Below are 18,720 nucleotides of genomic sequence, written 5' to 3'. Positions count from 1 at the left end.
CCACCATGAATGATCAATCTCCCAGAAAGCCGCAACAGCGCGCGGCCTACAACGCCCATGCGTCAGCGATGGACGACCAATTCATGCCCTCGGACGTTTCACGATCGTCGCCCATTGGACAGCGCCTGCGGCTGGATATGGACCGCTTGTTCCGCGAGGGTCATACACGGGTTCTAAGCCGTGCCGCCGATGATCGCGATGCGCGTGACTCAGCCGAGCCATCCCGCGACGCACAGTCTTTGGCGAACGTCATGATCTGCCGTCGACTCAACCAATCCATCGCGGACTGCCTGGATCTGCAAAGCCAATGCCGGCAAGCCCGATGGCGGCTGGCGGATAGCGCTTATCTCGAACACCGGTCGATCTGTACGCAGGCGATTCAGCTGGTCGAGCATTACGTCGGCTTGCTGGGTAACCGCATCGTTCAGCTGGATGGCGTCGTCGACAGTTCCGTTCGACAGATCGCCGAGCGCTCGGGGTTGAACGAATACCCGGCCGAGGCTGAAGACCCACAGACGCATATCAACTCGGTGGCTTTCGCACTCTGGCTGGTGAGTGGGGCCATGCGCGAGGATTGCGATGAAATCACCAAACTGGGTGATGCCACGAGCTTCAAACTACTCGACCAGACCGCCGGGTCCCTGGCGCGGTGCCTTGAATTGCTCGAAAATCTTACCCCGGAACCTGCGGTGTCCTGATAACACGCCAAGCGTCCGACCGCCGCGAGACCCTCGAAACCCAAGGGCAGCATTATTCAAGTGCAGAAACCAGGGTGGTTGCCTAGCTTGAAAAGCACAACACTTTTGACGGTAGATTGTGTCTGTGACTGTCTGATCGTCTCATTCATTGTTGCGTAAATCGCGCGTCGGGAACGGCCATGGTCTCGTTCCCGACGCGCGTCGCCTCAGTCGAAAAAGCTTAACCGTCGGTCGATACCGTCAATGTTTCCCAGGCATCGATCTCACGCACGCTATCGGCGAGTCGGGCCCGAACCAGTTCGAGCGCGTCACTGCCGAGCAACAAGTGCGCCGGTGGCGTGTCGGTTTCGATGATCTCGAGCATGGCCCGAGCGGCTTTCGCGGGGTCGCCCAGTTGTTGTCCGCTCTTGTCGTTTCTTGCCTGTCGGACGGGATCGAACAGGGCGTCGTAATCGCCGATGCTGCGTGGGGAGCGACGCATCGATCGGCCAGCCCAATCGGTTCGAAACGACCCGGGCGCCACAGCGGTGACATGGATGTTGAACGGCGCCAACTCCTTGCTCAACGTGTCGGAGATGCCTTCCAGAGCGAACTTGCTCCCGCAGTAGTAGGCAATGCCCGGCATCGTGATGGTGCCGCCCATCGAGGTGATGTTGATGATATGCCCGGCGCGGCGTTCGCGAAACGTCGGCAATACGGCTTTGATCATCTCGACCGCGCCAAAGACATTGACCTCGAACTGCCGACGCATTTCCTCGGTTGGGGATTCTTCGAGAATGCCTTCATGACCATAGCCGGCGTTATTGACCAACACGTCGATCGGGCCAAACTCAGAGTTGATTTCGCCAACGACGCGGGATATCGACGGTGTATCCGTCAGATCGAGCAGACGAGCATGCGCACGCCCCGATTGATGCGCCTCGAACGCTTCGGCCGCCGCTTCACGCCGAACGGTGCCGATCACGCGATGGCCCGCGGCGAGCGCTTCACCGGCCAGGGCGTGGCCGAACCCGCTGCTGACGCCGGTGATAAGGATAGTTCTGGGCTGACTCATGGCGATGCTCTCCAAAATATGGCTGGGTATAAGAAGAGGGCTCATGTTAGAGAGCGGACCCGCAGGTTCGAACGCGAGATCGTCTGATTTGATTGCCTATTCCTATGGTCCGACGACGATATTGTTAAGAAATCGTCCAGAATATTGACCCACCATCGCCTGATTGAGAGAGCCCGATGAACGGCAAGAAGACGGAATTTGCAGATCGAAAGCAACGCATCGTGGACCTGCTCGCCAGGATGGCACCGGTGGAAGGCTATAACCTGACCGCGCTGCCGGACGTGAGATTCCTTCGCTCGAATCGCCCGTTACGTCGAACACCCGTGCTTTACGACCCGGGGATAGTCATCGTCTGTCAGGGCCGCAAGCGTGGCTACTGGGGAGATCAGACGTATGTATACGACGCCCAGCACTATCTGGCCGTATCGATACCCGTGCCTTTCACGATGGAAACGGAGGCCAGCATCGAAAAGCCGTTGCTGGCCATATATCTGCATCTGGATATCCCGATGGCGGCAGAACTGCTGATCGAGCTCGAGGGAGAGGGCATACATGGCCCGTCAAAGCCATGCGGCATGATGGCGTCACCCATTGAGCCTGCCTTGGCGGACACCGTGGCGCGCTTTCTGGAAATCATGGCTTCGCCGGAGGACAGTCGAATTCTCGGTCGGTCAATGGTTCGCGAGATCTACTTCCGCGTGCTTCGAGGCGAGCAAGGCGGTGCAATGCGCGCCGCGCTCGGGACATACACACCGTTTGGTCGTATCAGCCGGGCACTACGTCGTATTCACGAAGCCTACGCCACGCCGCTGGATGTCGAATCGCTGGCGCGCGAGGCACACATGAGCGTGCCGACCTTCCATGCCCACTTCAAAGCGGCGACGCAGACTTCACCCATGCAATACGTGAAGGTCGTCCGGCTTCACCAGGCGAGGCTCCTGATGTTTCGTCATGCGATGACCGCGGCTGCCGCGGCGAGCGATGTCGGCTATGAGAGCGCTTCGCAGTTCAGCCGAGAATTCAAACGTCTATTCGGGCGTACGCCGACCGCCGAAGTCGCCTGGATGCGCTCGACGTTCGAGCTGCCACCGCCGGAGCCGCAATCGATCTATGTGTCGTCGCATTGATCGAGGATAACCGTACATTCGCAGCACAGTGATTTCTCGCACCACATCAGGCGATGCTGCGCGATGTGGCCGGGTGGTTTCGAGAGCCGATTGGACGACCAACAAAAAATGGTAATTCCTCAGACTAAAAAACAAACACTTACATCGATTTTTTGACCGATTTGTGTTGAATGAAAACGAATCTTCCTATAGCTGACTGGTCTTCAAGACAAAGGAGTGACTTTTTAGCCAATGGATATAGAGTTAGGCGAAAGGCTCGGCCAAGGCGGGCAATATTTTTGAGAGTTTTGTTGAATCACTAGGCCCTGCTTTGTTCGATCAACATAAATCTGTATCGTCAATACGAATCAGAGCTAGATATTTGAATGGTAACGATTTTTTTGGTGCGCCTCAGCCGCTCCGATATAGTGTCCGAGAAGACAGGAGGATGCAGACGCCTTAAGCAGTAGCTTACGTCTATAGGTAAGAGCAATTATTAGGTGGGTATAACAAGCAATACAGTCTAGCTCGAATCGACTAGCCCAAAAGTCTGCAAACAACTTGGCCTATGACGCTCCTTTTCGCTGATCCAACCATCCCCGGGTTCGGTCGCTCTTCGTGGTACTCAAGATGCCAGCGCCGGGGAAATCGATGTGGCATGCGCGAGACTCACGAATCAGTGCTCGTTCAGGCATTGATCTCAAAAAACGACGGTTTTTGAACTCGATGTAAGCGTTCTGGTTCGTCTTGCCGGGTTCGATCTGCTTGAGCTGAACTCTATTGTGGTGCGCCCAGTTCATCATCGCTTTACCAATGAATTTGGGGCCGTTGTCTGATCGTATGATGCTGGGCAGGCCTCGTGTTAGCGCTAGATCATCAAGCACACGAGAGACCTGCATGCCGCTCAACGACCGGCCTGGCACCAGCGCTACGCGTCGTCGACGATGCCCAGGCACTTGAGGGCGCGGCGATCGGCGACCCGGCCGAATACGGGATCCATCAACCAAACTTCGTTCGCCCGAGACAGGCGAATCAACGGCGCCGATCGGATATCGGCACTTTTTATCCTCGCCGCCGACGCACTTGCAGGCATTGCTCGGCGTAGAGCCGTTCGAGGCGCTTGTGATTGAGAACCCATCCCGCCTGGGGAAGCTTAAGGTAAATGATCGGCGCGCCATACCGGCGATAGCGCTGCGCCAAGCGCAGAATCTCGGCGCGTAAACACGCGTTGCGATCAGATTCCGGCTGATATCGGAATACGTTGGCCCTCCTCTCCACGACGGCCAGCGAACGCCTTTCTCTGAGTCCGCGCTGGCTCATGAACCGCACCAGCTCGCGCTTGGCTGTTGCGGTTACTTTTTTCGTAAGGCCCCGCGCATCACTTCGTTCTCAAGCAGCGGCTCGGACAGCAGCTTTTTATAAGACGGTTATTCTCAGCCTGAAGGGCCTTCAAGCGCTTGGCGTCCGACACGTCCATGTCACCAAACTTGTTTCGCCAGGCGTAGTAACTGCCGGGAGAACTCCTTGACCGGTGTACGCGCTTCCGCCTCTTTGAGAAAACCAATGATCTGCTCTTCGGCATACCGCTTTTTCATGTCCAACCTCCTTTGGATAATTGGACTCTAAAACAGTGTACTACTCAATTGCGGGGAATAGTCGGATCGGCGTGTCCATAATATAGTCGCTAAGGCTACGCATTGAAAGGCGCATATCGGCCTTTACGGTCAGCAAATCTGTTCCACAATCAATAGCGTTAACAGCAGCGGTGTGGCGCAACCAGCTGGGCGACGCAGCGTAGAGAAGTTGGGCTGTTTTTAGGTCGGTTTCCGATACCTGATCGCCGGCCAGTAAAAAGACGTCTTTAATGCTTCGGTGTACTGTCGCGCGTTGAATAGGGCCATAAGTACCGTGACGGCCCGTCCTGCATACGGAGACCAGAGGGATATCCGTTTCACGCTCCGACGGCAAATCGGGCAGGCCGCGATGCTGTCGATATTGGATGAGCACAGCCAACAATTCCGTTGAAATGGGCACGCGTTCGGCCTTTCCAGCATGCCCAATGATATGCCACCACCACCGTTCGGGTTGGATCCTGTGATCGCGACGGATGTCCGACATTCTGGCGCGGCAGATCTCTGATGATCGACTGCCGGTACCATGAATCCATGCAATCATAAAGCGAACTCTCTCATAAATTTTCGCTTCGAGGTGATTGCCGCGCGGCATAGCCAGCAGCGCCCGTTCGACAGCATTCAAGGCTTGCTTCGTCAGCGCACGTGTACGTAAATTATTTTGCTTAGTCGTAATCCATTTTTGGGGTAACGGGGCCAATTTTGTGGCTGTTCCCGTTAATATTAAATAAACGCTTAGCTTGTGCAATACCTTCAAAGCATAGCAGAGGGTTTCTCCGCTTAGCGGCCAGCGAAACGGTCGCCAATCTTTATGCCTACGTTGATGGCGAGGCCCGCACCAAGCTATTGGCGGCGCTAAGAGAAATTGCTCGTACTCAATCCAATCGTCGTAATCCAGGTCAGCCAGCCTTCGCTTTTTAATGTATGCAAGCCAAAGCAAGAAACGCCCGGCCTCTCGATGATACGAATGGAATGTATTCTTGCGATTTTGATGTAATTCAAGCCACGAGTGGATCGCGTCTCGGTCACGGATGGTGTCACTGTAGAGATAATTTTTGTCTGAGTCTGAGTGGGTGAGCGTACGAGACTCGTTTTTCGGATATGGCTGTCGATGATCCCCTAAAGGCAGCGGTAATATCGTGCGTTTATCGAGACGGGGAAATAATGCATCAGCCCATTGGCGTGTGTGTGTGTTGTCGACCATGAAGTCCCCCTGATCCGGTTGGCGGCTTGTCGTGTTGTGAGATGGCAGCAACGAGTGAATTGGTTTGCCCGTGAGCTCTATACAGAGGCCACGACCGCGTGGCGCGCCGCTCTCGTGAGTCGCCGATATCGCAAAAGGTCACGGTCTTCGAGCGGAGTCCTAAAAGTAAGCGGCAAATCATCAACGCAGCTAAATAGCGCCGAGGTGTCCAAAATAGAAGGCGGGTTGGCAAGTAGGATCATCGCGCATCCTCTCGTGTGCTCACCTATGAGCACAGTTGTATCGGACCTGTAGTGCTTACGTGCCAGATAAAATAAATCGCAAAGGGGTCTAAAATTCGCTGTTTTGTGCTGTAGCTCGTCATCTATACCCAAATGATTGATCCAATAAAGCGTCAATAAGCATTGAAATAGTGTGATGAGATCATATTTGAGAAGTGTGCGCCTCACTGTCGTCGGCACTTTAACCAAGCATCCGTTTACCGGTAGATAGCGGGACACGAGAGTCGGAGACCAAGGTGTGAAGCCGGCGCTTTGCCAGAACACTAGCGGCGATGAAACGGGGCTATATAGCTTTCCGCGCCGATAGTGAATAGCCTGACGCCAGTGCAGCAGGGCATCGCACGGCGGGCAACCAGTCAGCGGCTGCGTCATAATGTTAGGAAACTCGAATTCGTAGGTGCTCGAGAATTCGTGGCACGAGACTTCCTTGAGATGCGTGCACCCGGGTAGAAGACGCCGTAACGTGGTGATAAATTCTCGGTCCATCGCACGTGCCGAGATCCTACTCCAGGCGGGAGCTGCATATCCCATGACTGATAGCGCATCGTGACGCCCCATGAATTCGCGGTCTTCACACAGTGAAGATCGACCGTAAGAATAGGGCGCATAGGCGAGGTCCGAGCCCCGCCTGATGTGCTCGGCATAGCCATCGTTACGGTGTTCGTGGCTGAGCAAGAAAGCCAGACGCTCTCTTTTCGAGCCGAATGTGGGTGGCGATGCCGCTTTTTTGAGTTTTATCTCTTTCGCGACGAAACGAGCCGGCTCTTCGCAGGTTCGTAGTAACACTTCGAAGTTAAAATGCTTGGCTGACAGTGCAAACCTCGTCCGAGCATCACGCAGGGCGGTTGACCGATGCTGGTCAGAGCCGAAGGCTCGCGCGGAGCTGCTTACATGCGTATCGTCACGGTCCCTCGCCATCGTCACAACTGCTTGTTCGCACTTCTTACGATAATCCGAATACTCTTTGAAGAACTTCCGCAATAGGGGCGGCACTTGTTTGCGTCTGCTATAACCGAGCACGATGTGCCTACTCGGCCTCTGAATTGAGCCCCAGAGATAACTGTCGGTTGCGCTTGCAACTAGCGTATTGTTAAAAAGGTTCGGCGTCGTCACCAATTCGCACTCGTGGACGGGACAGCGTGCAATGATCATGAGTTGATGGACTGGCGAATGATAGCTCCAGGCATGGACGCATAGTGGGCAGTAGCGCAGCTTAGGACTGATGACGCCCCACTGCGCGAAACCACTGGGCACCCAGCCCTCAAAATCTTGCAGATGTGAGAAACTGACCCATGAATTATTGTGCAATCCGACGTCGCGCGCTGGCTCGCTTGCCTGGAGCAGGGCCTTTTCAAGGTCGGTCAACGACCACGGGCGCTGTGCGTGTTGGGCCGTGGTTAGCGTTCGAATATAATGGTCAGCTGCACAGCGCGTTAATACATTAAGCGAGAGAAACCGCGGCAACAAAACCCAAGCAGATTCACCCGGCCACAGGTGACGTAAACCCAGTGGTATTCGTCCTAGCCACGCCAAATCAAACACCGTCGTTTGTGCGCGAGCGCCGTACTCGGTACGCATTACGTCAGACCGCACTCATGGCAAATGCCGCTGCGACCGTTCGGACATCGCAGGCTTGCGGTTTCATGCTCGGCAAATAGTCGAGCAACAGCAACTCGACGGTCGCAATGAAATAGTATAAAGGCCAGTCCGTAAGACCATGTCGTTGACGTTCATCCTGGAAAACATGCCAAAAGTAGCCAGCGAGATCTTCGAGTCGAAAGTTTTGTTCGTAGGCTTCGGGCAGGAAATATTCAGTGAAGCTCTTAGGCTCTTCTTGAGGCCACACGAGTACCGAGTCGAACTGACGTAACGCGGCAGCGATATCTGCTTTCGATCGCAGTCCGCGGTAATGAATCTCTCGCAGAAAGAACCGGCCCCGAATATGGCCGGTCAGATCACGCGTCAAATGTTGCGCTTGCTCGCGGAGCTCTGTCGTTCCGAACAAGAGCACGGACAAGTTGATGTTGTGGAGCGCCAAATCGTTGCCTAGGTCAACCATGAATTCGTATTCCAGCCGCCTCCACTTCTGTGCCTCATCGACAACGACAACAACCTGATTTCGCTCGTTGACCGTGGCGCTTTCAGCCAATAGACCAATCAATCGCTGATATTTGTCGATGGCCCGACCTTTCGATGCAAAAGCGTGGCCGAATCCGAGCAATAGCGCGTGCCAATGCTTGTTATCAGTCGTCATATGAAAGGTTTTCGCGTTATAGATGAATACGGGAATCGGCTGGCCGGCACGCGTTGTGAGCGACCTCTCCAAGGCTTGAATAGCCACTGTCTTGCCGCATCGCGGTATACCCCAGATAAAACCTCCCGTCGCTCCCAGGTAAAGCCAGCGCTTGATCTCTTCGATCAGCTCAGTTTGAGCGGGCGTCTGGATCGAGTAACTTTTTCGGTATAGCGGATGCAATGATGCATCGACGTGATCGCTAATCATCCGCGGCGTCCTGCACGCCGACTAATGACGTGCGTGGTGACCATGGGTCTAGAGGTGCGGTCGCTATGGTCCTCGGTGTCCAAGGTAGATCGACCCTCTGCTCATCTAGCCCGGTATCGAGCTGACTTGCGGTATGGAGGGCGTCCCGATCGTTCGGTTTTTCAGCGATGAGCGCTTTGATCTGTGAAAGCTCAAGCGCACGCTTTGGTTTTTTCCTCTGTTTGACGAGGTTCTCCATATATTCGTCGAGCACACTGGTCGCTTGCCGTTTTCGGGTTCGCGCCTCCTTAAAGATGCGTTTACGTTGCTGCAGACCGTGAGCAAATCCTCGCCATTTACCCTGGCACTCCACGTTTCCAATGTGCTCTCCTTCTAGAGTGACCACTTCCAGCACACGGATATCGCGGGTGTCGTAGTGAATAGCGACACTGCTTTTAGGCTTCGAGAAATGTGCGAGACACGGCCCGGTATACTTGAGATAGGCGAAATTAAGGTAGGGCTTGAGTCCAGCCATTCGCGCCGGATGTACGGCACAGCGTTGGCTGGCCTTGAAACTTGCTCCCGAGGAACGAATGTCCTCGGGAATCTGCCGACTGATATAGCCATTTTGAAATGCTGCCTCAATTCGAGCCAGCGGACTGTAATTGAGCAGGTCAGGCCGGGGCGTCGCATTGTGCTCGCAGATTACTGCTTCCATAAGGTTGCGGCAGTCGTCGAGCGACAGCGTGAAGGCAGCCCGCGCGGGGTTTTTCTTGTATCGACGCGGATCTCGCACATTACTGCCAGTGGTATTGGGCAACTGGTGTACTGGTTGACCGATGCGACGAAATAAGGTCTCTACCAAATGCCGTGCCGTGGGCTGCTTGGGCGCCCCAAGGTTAAGCACAGCACCCATTCGGGAGACGACAAAGGACTGAAAATGCTTGGCCCAATGGGCCCAAGCATTATCAAGTGATAGCACGACGGGTGCGGCAAAACGCGCTGCTTGCAACAAGCCGGAGGGTAAGCCTCCATCCTGCGAGTAGTTGACACCGCGTGCAGTTTCATCGAGCGGTTCCCATATTGAACATAATTGTTCGAGCAAGTACTGGAGATCGTATTGAGTCGGGTTGTCGGCGTAGCCGAACACATAAGCCAGCACCGCAGTCGAATATGTGTCGACTGCGGCTACAAGCCAGAAGCGGCTGACGCTGACCTGCTCGATTTGGCCCGTGTCGTGTTTTATTGTCAGCGCGAACGTGGCATCAATTAGCCATTCATCAATCTGCACTTCACGAAACGGTTTGGCGGTAATGGGTGACAGCGGCCCATGACGATGCGACGCGGGCTGCGTTCGCAGCACAGACGGCCGAGATCGGTAAAAGTTGCGACGTTCGATGATCCAGAGCCTCAGCGACTCATAGGCGAACGATGTGGTGGTGAACGGGTAGTAATCGATCGGCCAATGGCGATCGCGCAGCCCCCTTACAAACACTTGGTGGAGTGCTTCGATACTGTAATGTCGCCTATTTGCCTTACCGGCTACCGAATCGCTGATGCGGGCTTCAAGGTCTTTGAACAGGTCGGGCACTTCGGCTTGAAGAGCAGCAAACGCGCCTTGGGACGATTTCGTGCCCGCTTCGTCCAGCGGCAACTGACGTTTATATTGGCGTACGCGATAGTAAGCGATGAGACCATTGGATAAGGCCGGTGCAGCACCATCATGACTGCCCAAGGTTCGCTCAAGGAGCTGATAGATCGTTTTTGCCGCGACGCCGTATGTGTCAGCCACGACACGCACCGACGTGCCTGAAAGTACTTCGCGCAGCATCTGTGTACGTTTAACGAACAGCCGCCGTTGCGTCTCGCTGAGCTGGCAGAGATCGATCGCAGGCCAGGTTGCGATATCTCTCATGGCCGCGTTATGCGCCAGCACGTCTCGCCAGGTTGTCATGAGCGCTCGAACAGCATCCACTTATGGAGCGGTTCAGTGTCCAACGCGCGACATACAGCCAGACCACGATGGAGGAGCAGAAAGGGTACGGCTGGTGCCCAGTTGTTATCGGTGATCGGAAGCGAAGCCACAAGCCCTTCGTAGGTCATGCTGCCTTGCCCAAGTCGGTCCAGCAACAAGCGTACGGCTTTATCGATGTATGAGGTGGCCCGATCGAGAACCACGAGGTAACGGCTGATCTCAAGCCAATTGACAGCCAGACACGATTGCGCCTCGATTTGGTCATAGGTCAGCATGCTTAGCCCGTAGCAGTTCAATAGCGCGTATTTTTGGGCGGCATCCAGCCATACCGGCTTGGCCACCAAGTCGCTGGAGTGCATGAACTGCAGCGTAGTGCGGCCGTTTACGTCGAGCGCGGCGAGGTCAGGACATATGCGTTGTATTCGTGAGCCGACACCGTAGGCGATCTCATGGCCACCGACTTGGAAGGCGTGGATGCTGGGCGTGCCTTCGAGCAGCGCAGCGCCTAGAAGCTGCTGCCAACTGTAAAATCGGCACTCGCCGGTAGCCTTTGTAAAGTGCGCCAAATAGAAGTCCGACGAAACACCGTGGGATCTTGCGCCAGCCATCGGGTCCTCTCACGCCGGTACACAACCACCTATCGCTTTTAGCAGAACCTGCGTAGATTGGAGAATCCACCCGCAAGTTTGCGTTGTCCATAACGCAAACTGCCGTCGATCGGGACAGCTGCTGATCGAAGAGTCATGCTTAGACAAGACGATATGCTGGAGATGCTGTCGCTTTCGCGCGAGACCTTTAGATATTGGCGCGGCAAGCTGCCGCCACTTTCGATGCGCGGACAGGGGCACAAGGCCCGTTATTCAACCGGTGATCTCTTAGCACTGAAATGCGTTATTGCGCTCATCCAAGAGCATGGGCAGTCGATCTCGGCCGTGCGTCGCGTCGCAGTGCCGCTATTCGAGGCATGCCGACATGAGCACTGGGAAGCGCTTCGCGACAAGGGATTGTTGATTAGCTATATGAACGGTACCGCGACGCCGGCGTGCTCTATTCTCGATCGCCCGATCGACGCGCGGGATAGCGATGATTTCGTGCGAGCCGGCCTATTCATCACGGTCATCGAGCGGGATTTACATGCGGAAACAATCGATACCGATAGGGTTCCCCATGTTAATACGGACACATTAAAAGAGGCTCCTCATGAGTCGGGCCAATGAGTGTCGTGCGACGCAAGTAGTACAGCGCGGGATTCATAGCGAACACCGTGGAGCTCGTGCGATCGTCATTGAGCAGTGGGTCGCGGTCGCTCGCGATCTTGGGCCATGCCCAACGATGCTTGATAGTTGGTGCCGCAGGGCCGAGATCATGTGGAGGCCGAATTTTTAGGGCTGCGGCACACCGCGCGATCAGAGACTTGCTCGCCTAAAGCGCCAGCTGGCGAAGGTCGCAATGAAGAGCGTGATCTTTTGCATGACGCGGCAACCTGCTTCGTCAAGGAATCGTCGTAAGGGACGCGACGTTCCAGCGTTGTTGCTGTGAATATCCGAAACAGCTGTGCGCCGTTGCCTCGACCAATCGGCTTTTATACACGGGCGAACCAATCCCCCAGCGCCTGGAGATGAGCCATGCGCGGCTGACGACGCAGATTCGTGCACTCCAGGCCGACGGTGGCGGCGTCTTCAGTCCGCCACGGATCGCCGAAACGGTGCAGTTTGATGGCGGGACGATCCGCCGCAATCGTGCTGCGCAGCTGATGACCACCCAATGACACACGGCATTTCGCACCGGCGACGATGGCGTGCAAGCCCTCCAACGATCGTCCGAGCCATGGTCACAAGCATCGCGTACCCAGCACGAAAGGCGTGTCCGGCATCACCTATATCCGGACGCCCAAAAGCTCGGCGTGATCGGTGCGTTATCCTCGACCCTCACTACAGGTCGGTTGCCGGTTGCCGGTTGCCGGTTGCTCAATAGACTATCGCCGACCCGAGAACTCGTACTCATAGCCGTGTTGCTTGCGTTTTGGAAGCGCGAGTCACACGATGTGCCCGGCGTGTTGCCTTAGACTGCGGCACGCAATTTACCAGTGATGATCGTCAACGCTTTCTACAAGGCCACAACTTGATCTTTAGCATGAGCATTGCCGATCACTGCGACGGCAACGCCACGGCTTAGAGCTTCGTTGGAATGCTAGAGCTAGAGCGGATGAACCGGCGTCGGCCCACTACACTGGCCAACGTCTTGCGTCTATATGTAACACTTCAAAAATCCGGACAACTGGCAGCATATGGATGCCAAACATCGAAAGTATCGCTAACTTTTTTTTCAACGGCCCGCGTAAACGTCACAGAAACCGTATTCAGCGAACCGATCGTAAAACGAGAACTATTCCTCGGACGCCTTTTGCAGTTGGTCGCCGTGCTTCTCCCATATTCGCAACGATAGTTCGCTCGCGAGCTCCGAGTCAGCAGTATCGATTCCAAACATACGGTCACCCATATGTGGCATCACTAAATTAGACGGAGCTGCCTGCAAGACGACCTGCGAGCCGCTAGAGGCTTTTACAACGATTTCATTAGTCTCAATAAGCCCATAAACGGCCCAGACAACCGATGGGTAATCTTTATCTATCGTTTTGAAAAACTCGATATACCCATTAGATTCTAATGCAGCGCTGAGTCGCTTTTGATCTGTATCATCATCTAAAGACATTCAACGGCCTCGGTTAAACTTGACGCTCTCTAGGAAGTCTTTTTGCCGACAGGTGAGAACCGTCGAGATGCTCATCTAAAAATTTGTTCATTGCGTTCCGGTACATCAGGGCATCTCTCGGCACGTCGACGTGCTCACGCTTAGCCAAAGAATATGCGAACAAGACCTGTTTCTCGGTTGGAGGTCGGATGTCCTCATCGAGGAAATCCGCCATAACACGTACGAGATGCCGCAATACGCCATCGCAAAATCTCGCACGTTCGTCCGCACTTTCTATTCGTCGGATTTGATCTCTGATCGTAGATGCATAGACGTAGGGAACTTCCACACAAACTTCCATTTGGTCAGTGCCGAACTCGTCGAAGAATAGGAGTAGCATTTCGGGTAAATATATCAAATATAAACGATAGTTTATATCCCCATCTGTTGCGAAGGGAACCCTTGCCCAACAAGAACTGGGCGATCTCCAGTGAAGGATGCCCAGCGGCACGTCCGACCATACCCCGCAATTGAGTGGCAGGCTGATCTAGAGTCCAATCACCCAAAAGAAATTGGACATGAAAAAACAGTACACCGAAGAACATATCATCGGTATTCTCAAAGAGGCGGAACGCCGGTCGAGGAGCTCTGCTGCCGGCGGCGCCTATGCCGCCTATGACAGTTGAATATCGCGACATCACTGGGATGGCTGTGGCTGGCCGAGGGAATACAGCTGAATGCTTGGGATGTTGTAGGTGCCGGATTGGCAATCGCTGGCGCGCTAGTCATCCGCGTTTCGAGGCGCGACACCGCCACGCAGAGCGTATAGGCGTTAGCCATAATACGCGCTTACGCCCCGATCTCGAAAACTCTCACACCGATACAGCGATAATGCAACCGCTTGTCAGCCCCTGCTGTTTCTGAGCTGATTGTTATCCTTAAGTGGTCCGACTCCTCCCAAGCCGGAGAATACTACGGCGCTCTTCATATACCCAAAAACTGGGATCGTCGCAGGCATGCCAAGTGACTATGGCGTGTTCACGCATTGATGTTTGCGAGACCGAAGTGGTTATCTGCTCGTGGCTGTGGAGCTTCATAACTGACGGAAGGAGCTCACTTATGCCCAGCATCGTCACGTGCCGGCCGACGTCACACATAGTGACAGTGTTCAGACTGCGTGCCATGTCCAAGTCCTACAGTTAGATCAGCCGGGGCAAGCTCTCCACCTACGAATAAGTTTCGGGAACGGTCGTAAGCATTTAGGCGTGCCGAGGGAATATAGGCGACGCATGCCTGAGTTCTTTCTGTCGAGCGGTGCTAGATTCAACGGGTCGATGCAACACCACGTATTTTGATTCCCATTAAGAGGAGCGTGGTATGTCAAGAGTGGGCAGGCCGGGTCTCACCGAGACTCAGAAAGACGCGCTGGGGGCGCGGCGAGTTTCAGAGCGATATCGGTCGAGCGCTGGGCAAGTTTCCGGCGTCGATATTCGGCGTGCTGCGTCTGCACGGCGGTATTCGGCCAGCCAAGCGTGTAGGCGCCGCCCGGGCGTTGTCGTCGACGGATCGCGAAGAGATTTCTCGAGGTCTGGCCAGCGGGCGCTCGATTCGAAATATCGCCGACTGTATTGGTCGGGCGCCCTCTACGGTGAGCCGGGAAATCGCTCGCAATGGTGGCCGCCGTCGTTACCGAGCGCCCCAGGCAGACATTCGAGCCTGGGACCGGGCGCGACGTCCAAAACCGTGTCAGCTCGCGCAGAATGCATCGCTACGCCGTATTGTGGTCGATAAGCTGGCCGAAGATTGGTCGCCCGAGCAGATCGCGGGTTGGCTTCGGCTCAGCTATCCAGACGATGTCGCCATGCAGGTGTCCCACGAGACGATCTACCGCTGCCTCTACATTCAGACGCGCGGCGTGCTGAAAAAGGAACTGCAGAAACATCTGCGCACGCAACGGGTATTCCACCAGTCCCGTCACGGCAATCTCGGTCGGATGCGCAGCTCGATCAAAGACGCAATCCCCATATCCCAAAGACCACCCGAGGTCGATGATCGTGCCGTTCCGGGTCACTGGGAAGGCGACTTACTCTCGGGTTCCGGCAATACGCACATCGCAACACTCGTCGAGCGCAGCTCTCGCTTCACGATGCTCGTGAAAGTCGAGGGTAAGGACACTCGAAGTGTGATCGACGGTCTATCTCGCCAGATCGTGACGTTGCCCGAATCGCTACGCCGATCACTGACTTGGGATCGAGGTTCGGAATTGGCCGATCACAAGCGACTGACGCTAGCCACGGACATGGCGATTTACTTCTGCGATCCGAGCAGCCCGTGGCAGCGAGGCACCAACGAAAACACCAACCGATTGCTACGGCAATACTTCCCGAAAAAGACTAACCTCGGCTTGTATTCCCAGGAGCAGCTCGATCCGTACTCGTCGAAACTCAACCAGCGACCGAGGAAGACGCTCGGCTATTTAACGCCTGCCGAGTCCTTTGATCAGAGTGTTGCGTTGACCCATTGAACCCAAGGTGTGCAATTCAATATCCGTTGCTTGATGTCGCGAGTGATTGTGCTAACCTTAAGAAGATGAGGCACCCGTTGCGACTATACTCGACTGTAATTAAAAGCGTCTTGGCCTTAGTGCTGGCGCTTAACGCGCTCGGCTGGGCCGCACATGTCGATGTGCCGGTGCAAGCCGATAGAACGTTGTCGACGCACGCGCACATCCTCGCCTACGCTCAATCGGCGGACCGACCGGTAGACGGTGTTGATCAGGCGCTATCGGTTAACGACCATTGCGGCCACGCCCATGCGCATCACACCGGGCTGGTCGGGCTTGTAGGTAATCTTGTGCCGCTAGATTCAAGCGCCATGTCCCCTCGCGCCGCCTCACAGTATGCCAGCCTAGCGTTTCAGCCGCCCTTGGGGCCGCCTATAGTCTGAATCCCTTCGCGCTTTAATCGGCGGGCTTAGCCCGCTTTCTCCTTGCGATGAGGATTCTCAATGCCTATTCTTTGCTTCCGGGCAAGCGCTTTTGCGCTTGGCCTATGTTTTATGGCGTCGGCCGTGCCGGCGTCAGCTGTTACCCAAATCACCCAACCTCTTACACTTGATGCAGCGTTGGAGTGGGCTCAGCAATACAACCCGGCCGTGCGTGCTGCACGTCTTCGGGTCGAGCGCCTGACCGGCGAAGCCATCCACGCTGACGTAGCAGTACCATCGAACCCCCGCGTCGAACTGGAAGCCGGCCAGCGCAGCGGCCGTCTCGCAGATACGACCGATATCGGCGTACGTGTCAGTCAGGAACTGTGGATTGCCGGGCAGGGCGGCCTGCGCCAAGCGGCTGCCGAAAGCGAAGCAGGCGCCGCTCGCTCTGACTATATTTTTCTCCAAGCGTCCGTGCAGGCTCGAACCCGTGCCGCCTTCCTGTCCAGGCTCGCAGCACAACGCGCCGTTGAGACCGCGCAGCAGGTTGTGGAAGCGAACGACAAACTCGCGACCTACGCTAGAAAAAGGCTGAGTGCCGGCGCCGGTACGCAGTTGGAAGCGAATGCGGCCAAGCTCGGTCAGAGCCGGGCACAGGCACTCTTGGCACGCGCACGCAATCGTGCACGCCAAGCCGGCCTCGCTCTCAACGATTTGTTGGCGGTCGATCCACAGCGACGCTTGGCTGTACGTGGCGAACTCGGATTCGCCCCTCTTACCCTACCGTCCAGCGACAGCTTGCTCACGCGTTCGGTGGAACGACGTACTGACCTAAATGCGGCGGCACAGCGCGTCGTTGCGGCACAGAAAAGGCTGTCGTTGTCGCGGCGACAGATTATTCCGAACCTCACGGTTTTTGGCTTCTATCGGCAGGAAGCCGACGGCAAGGGGAGTGGCGGCGAAGACATTACTGGCGGCGGCATTGGCTTCGATGTGCCGATCCTTCATCGCTACGAAGGCGAGCGGCGGGTTGCAAACGCTGAGCTCGGTCAGGCGCTGCTCGAGCAGGACAATCTACAGCGCGAGGTTCGGCTGCAGATTCTTGCCGGTATGTCCGACTATGACTCGGCCAGCCAGCAAGTGGCGGCGCTCAACGACGCGGTTCTCAACGCGGCTCAGCAGACGTTGGATCTCACCCGCCGCTCATTTGCGGCCGGCCAGGTCGCCGCGCCGGCGATCACCACCGCTCAGAACAATCTCATCGCGGTTCGCCAGGACTATCTGGATGCGCTCGACGCTCTGATCGCCGCTGGAACCGACCTTGAACGCGCCACCGGCGGCTTGGTCGTCATGCAAAGCGCAGCACATTCCTCGGAGCTCAATCGATGATATCCCGTAGCATTATCACTCTCTTTATTTTCGCTGCGCTGCTTGGCGTTGCTGGTTGTAATGATACCAGCGCGCAGCCTCCAGTTGCGTCGGATCAAGCGTCAGAAAAATCATCAGATCATGCCGCCGACGAGTCCGGAGCTGAGCATCAAGGCGAGCGCGAGGCGGATTCGAGCGATCATGATGATCACGACGCAGAACAGGCACCCGACAGGGTCCATCTAACGTCGGCGCAGCGTAACCGGCTCGATATAAAGGTCGGCAAGGCGAAATCCGGCAGCGCGACTGCTGTGATCACTGCGCCGGCCACGGTGAGGTTCGACAGCGACCGGGTGGCTCGTATCGGGCCGCGCCTCAACGCGAAGGTGCTTGAGGTGACCTCCGACGTGGGCACGCGGGTCGAGGCCGGCGACACAGTGGCTATTCTCGACAGCGTCGCTCTGGGCAAGGCCAAGGCGTCGTACCTCACCGCGGCAGCTCGTTATGGCACGCAGTTGGCCGCGTATCAGCGCAACAAGAAGCTGGCCGAAGACAAGATCATCAGCGAAGCGACGCTGCTTGAGTCACGCGCCAATTACTCGCAGGCCCGCGCCGAGCGCGAGGCGGCTCGCGCTGAACTCAAGTTGTACGGCATGAGCCCGTCGGCGATCCAGGACATAAGTACCAGTAACGGCACACCGTTGTCGCGTTATCCGCTGACCACGCCGATGACGGGTGTTGTCCAGCAACGCGACTTGGTCCCGGGACAATCGGTTGGTGCCAATGACACACCGGTTCATGTGGTCGACACGAGCCGTATGTGGGTCATGATCGAAGCCGATGAGCAATCGCTGCCACGGCTGCGGACCGGTTTGTCGGTTGAACTGCATGTCCGCCCGTTACCCGACCAGACGTTTACCGGCACGGTGGACTGGATTTCGTCGGAACTCGACCCGCAGAGCCGGACCGTCCGAGTGCGCGCCACGGTCGACAACCCGGACGGCCTGCTCAAGAGCGGCATGTTCGGAACCGCACAAATACGCACACAATCCGAGCGCCAGTTTGCGTTGGTGCCGATTGATGCGGTCCAAAGTATCGGCGAACGCGACATCGTGTTCGTACCGGGCGATGAAGCGGGGGCGTTTCGTGCAATACCGGTCGTGCTCGGTGACGAGGGAGGCGGCCAAGTCGAAGTAAGGCAGGGCTTGAGCTCGGGCGATGCGGTTGTCACCAGTGGCTCGTTCGATCTGGCTTCCGTACTCACCGCGGGCGGGCGTAGCGCCGCCCACGGCCACTGATCAG

The 18,720-nt window shown here is 56.1% G+C and carries 14 protein-coding genes and 1 pseudogene; 8 read left to right on the top strand and 7 right to left on the bottom strand.

What is annotated here, in order from left to right:
• Positions 1 to 5 precede the first annotated feature (5 nt).
• On the top strand, positions 6 to 698 hold the full coding sequence (locus tag ACFOSU_RS10570) for a hypothetical protein (RefSeq protein ID WP_380689337.1): 693 nt from the start codon (positions 6 to 8) through the stop codon (positions 696 to 698).
• A gap of 220 nt (positions 699 to 918) precedes the next feature.
• On the opposite strand, the gene ACFOSU_RS10565 is transcribed toward ACFOSU_RS10570, so the two are convergent.
• On the bottom strand, positions 919 to 1,752 hold the full coding sequence (locus tag ACFOSU_RS10565; protein ID WP_380689335.1) for an oxidoreductase: 834 nt from the start codon (positions 1,750 to 1,752) through the stop codon (positions 919 to 921).
• A 176-nt stretch (positions 1,753 to 1,928) separates the two neighbouring features.
• On the opposite strand from ACFOSU_RS10565, the gene ACFOSU_RS10560 reads away from it, so the two are divergent.
• Entirely contained in the window at positions 1,929 to 2,879 is a 951-nt protein-coding gene (locus ACFOSU_RS10560; RefSeq protein WP_380689333.1) for an AraC family transcriptional regulator, read from the top strand.
• Between the two features lie 516 nt (positions 2,880 to 3,395).
• Here ACFOSU_RS10560 and ACFOSU_RS10555 read toward each other — a convergent pair.
• The 5 genes and pseudogenes from ACFOSU_RS10555 to ACFOSU_RS10535 all read right to left on the bottom strand — a co-directional run bounded on the left by ACFOSU_RS10555 (position 3,396) and on the right by ACFOSU_RS10535 (position 11,039).
• Positions 3,396 to 4,453: pseudogene (locus ACFOSU_RS10555) on the bottom strand (integrase core domain-containing protein).
• A 40-nt stretch (positions 4,454 to 4,493) separates the two neighbouring features.
• The gene (locus tag ACFOSU_RS10550; RefSeq protein ID WP_380689331.1) at positions 4,494 to 5,693 is read right to left on the bottom strand and encodes a tyrosine-type recombinase/integrase; all 1,200 of its coding nucleotides are present in this window, start codon (positions 5,691 to 5,693) and stop codon (positions 4,494 to 4,496) included.
• A gap of 1,863 nt (positions 5,694 to 7,556) precedes the next feature.
• Positions 7,557 to 8,477: an ATP-binding protein gene (locus tag ACFOSU_RS10545; protein ID WP_380689329.1), complete on the bottom strand. Its 921-nt coding sequence runs from the start codon at positions 8,475 to 8,477 to the stop codon at positions 7,557 to 7,559.
• Positions 8,470 to 10,410, bottom strand: a complete 1,941-nt coding sequence (locus ACFOSU_RS10540) for a hypothetical protein (protein WP_380689327.1) — start codon at positions 10,408 to 10,410, stop codon at positions 8,470 to 8,472. Before ACFOSU_RS10540 ends, ACFOSU_RS10545 begins: the two co-directional genes overlap by 8 nt.
• Positions 10,407 to 11,039: a hypothetical protein gene (locus ACFOSU_RS10535; RefSeq protein ID WP_380689325.1), complete on the bottom strand. Its 633-nt coding sequence runs from the start codon at positions 11,037 to 11,039 to the stop codon at positions 10,407 to 10,409. Before ACFOSU_RS10535 ends, ACFOSU_RS10540 begins: the two co-directional genes overlap by 4 nt.
• A gap of 135 nt (positions 11,040 to 11,174) precedes the next feature.
• Between ACFOSU_RS10535 and ACFOSU_RS10530 the strand changes: the two genes are divergently transcribed.
• Both ACFOSU_RS10530 and ACFOSU_RS10525 read left to right on the top strand, forming a co-directional pair.
• Positions 11,175 to 11,648 (top strand): MerR family transcriptional regulator, encoded by a 474-nt coding sequence (locus ACFOSU_RS10530; RefSeq protein WP_380689323.1) that lies wholly within the window; start codon positions 11,175 to 11,177, stop codon positions 11,646 to 11,648.
• Positions 11,649 to 12,049: 401 nt separating this feature from the next.
• Positions 12,050 to 12,199: a hypothetical protein gene (locus ACFOSU_RS10525; RefSeq protein WP_380689321.1), complete on the top strand. Its 150-nt coding sequence runs from the start codon at positions 12,050 to 12,052 to the stop codon at positions 12,197 to 12,199.
• A gap of 617 nt (positions 12,200 to 12,816) precedes the next feature.
• On the opposite strand, the gene ACFOSU_RS10520 is transcribed toward ACFOSU_RS10525, so the two are convergent.
• Positions 12,817 to 13,143 carry a hypothetical protein gene (locus ACFOSU_RS10520; RefSeq protein WP_380689319.1) on the bottom strand — a complete coding sequence of 109 codons (327 nt, stop codon included), beginning with the start codon at positions 13,141 to 13,143 and terminating at the stop codon, positions 12,817 to 12,819.
• Between the two features lie 661 nt (positions 13,144 to 13,804).
• Here ACFOSU_RS10520 and ACFOSU_RS10515 point away from each other — a divergent pair.
• The 4 genes from ACFOSU_RS10515 (at position 13,805) to ACFOSU_RS10500 (ending at position 18,716) form a co-directional block, all read left to right on the top strand.
• Positions 13,805 to 13,951 carry a hypothetical protein gene (locus ACFOSU_RS10515; RefSeq protein ID WP_380689317.1) on the top strand — a complete coding sequence of 49 codons (147 nt, stop codon included), beginning with the start codon at positions 13,805 to 13,807 and terminating at the stop codon, positions 13,949 to 13,951.
• A 543-nt stretch (positions 13,952 to 14,494) separates the two neighbouring features.
• Entirely contained in the window at positions 14,495 to 15,646 is a 1,152-nt protein-coding gene (locus ACFOSU_RS10510; protein WP_380689315.1) for an IS30 family transposase, read from the top strand.
• A gap of 482 nt (positions 15,647 to 16,128) precedes the next feature.
• On the top strand, positions 16,129 to 17,439 hold the full coding sequence (locus ACFOSU_RS10505) for a TolC family protein (RefSeq protein WP_380689313.1): 1,311 nt from the start codon (positions 16,129 to 16,131) through the stop codon (positions 17,437 to 17,439).
• Positions 17,436 to 18,716, top strand: a complete 1,281-nt coding sequence (locus ACFOSU_RS10500) for an efflux RND transporter periplasmic adaptor subunit (protein WP_380689310.1) — start codon at positions 17,436 to 17,438, stop codon at positions 18,714 to 18,716. Before ACFOSU_RS10505 ends, ACFOSU_RS10500 begins: the two co-directional genes overlap by 4 nt.
• Positions 18,717 to 18,720 lie beyond the last annotated feature (4 nt).

Origin of the sequence: Salinisphaera aquimarina (assembly GCF_042643355.1) — a bacterium.
Classification (GTDB): domain Bacteria; phylum Pseudomonadota; class Gammaproteobacteria; order Nevskiales; family Salinisphaeraceae; genus Salinisphaera; species Salinisphaera aquimarina.
The sequence above is the reverse complement of the archived record's forward strand: the minus strand, read 5'-3'. Positions and strand labels throughout refer to the sequence as shown.

Coding starts and splice junctions, on each gene's coding strand:
- ACFOSU_RS10570 (WP_380689337.1), top strand. CDS start 6: ATGAATGATCAATCTCCCAGAAAGCCGCAACAGCGCGCGGCCTACAAC.
- ACFOSU_RS10565 (WP_380689335.1), bottom strand. CDS start 1,752: ATGAGTCAGCCCAGAACTATCCTTATCACCGGCGTCAGCAGCGGGTTC.
- ACFOSU_RS10560 (WP_380689333.1), top strand. CDS start 1,929: ATGAACGGCAAGAAGACGGAATTTGCAGATCGAAAGCAACGCATCGTG.
- ACFOSU_RS10550 (WP_380689331.1), bottom strand. CDS start 5,693: ATGGTCGACAACACACACACACGCCAATGGGCTGATGCATTATTTCCC.
- ACFOSU_RS10545 (WP_380689329.1), bottom strand. CDS start 8,477: ATGATTAGCGATCACGTCGATGCATCATTGCATCCGCTATACCGAAAA.
- ACFOSU_RS10540 (WP_380689327.1), bottom strand. CDS start 10,410: ATGACAACCTGGCGAGACGTGCTGGCGCATAACGCGGCCATGAGAGAT.
- ACFOSU_RS10535 (WP_380689325.1), bottom strand. CDS start 11,039: ATGGCTGGCGCAAGATCCCACGGTGTTTCGTCGGACTTCTATTTGGCG.
- ACFOSU_RS10530 (WP_380689323.1), top strand. CDS start 11,175: ATGCTTAGACAAGACGATATGCTGGAGATGCTGTCGCTTTCGCGCGAG.
- ACFOSU_RS10525 (WP_380689321.1), top strand. CDS start 12,050: ATGAGCCATGCGCGGCTGACGACGCAGATTCGTGCACTCCAGGCCGAC.
- ACFOSU_RS10520 (WP_380689319.1), bottom strand. CDS start 13,143: ATGTCTTTAGATGATGATACAGATCAAAAGCGACTCAGCGCTGCATTA.
- ACFOSU_RS10505 (WP_380689313.1), top strand. CDS start 16,129: ATGCCTATTCTTTGCTTCCGGGCAAGCGCTTTTGCGCTTGGCCTATGT.
- ACFOSU_RS10500 (WP_380689310.1), top strand. CDS start 17,436: ATGATATCCCGTAGCATTATCACTCTCTTTATTTTCGCTGCGCTGCTT.